We start from the raw sequence: 431 nt of genomic DNA on the forward strand, positions 1-431 counted from the left end.
CAGGTTAGCTGAATTAGGCATGTCGATGTGTCGGCCAAAGACAAATGCCAGATCGGGCCTCTCCTGCGCGACAAGCTCCTCGCAACTTGGAAAGCACTTCGTCTTTAATCTTTGAGCGAGGGCGGGTCCGGTCGTTCCTGTGGGATCGGAGATTCCTACAAATTCGACGTCGGCTTTGAGTAGGGCCTGGAGGTAGAGCGGGACGTGCCAATGGGCCGTATCGATTAGTGCAACTTTTATCAAGGGAGCGCGTCTCCTTTGCGGCAAGTTTCATAGTGAAAGTGCTTCGACTCCTTTTCGGTACCGCAAGGGCTGTGCCGGAGCGTGAGCCGCTCATAATCCTTGGCGCCAAGTGCGCCGCGGCACCGGGCCTCGTCGAGGGTATCAGGTCGAAGCCTACCCACGGAGGACGACGGTTTGCCTTTGCCGGC

Annotated in this window: 1 pseudogene; it reads right to left on the minus strand. The window is 57.5% G+C overall.

From position 1 onward, the window contains the following. Window positions 1-243 (minus strand): annotated as a pseudogene (locus EOA22_RS38445) (gfo/Idh/MocA family oxidoreductase); the annotation flags it as partial. Window positions 244-431: the final 188 nt, after the last annotated feature.

This window comes from Mesorhizobium sp. M7A.F.Ca.US.014.04.1.1, from assembly GCF_003998745.1.
Classification (GTDB): domain Bacteria; phylum Pseudomonadota; class Alphaproteobacteria; order Rhizobiales; family Rhizobiaceae; genus Mesorhizobium; species Mesorhizobium ciceri.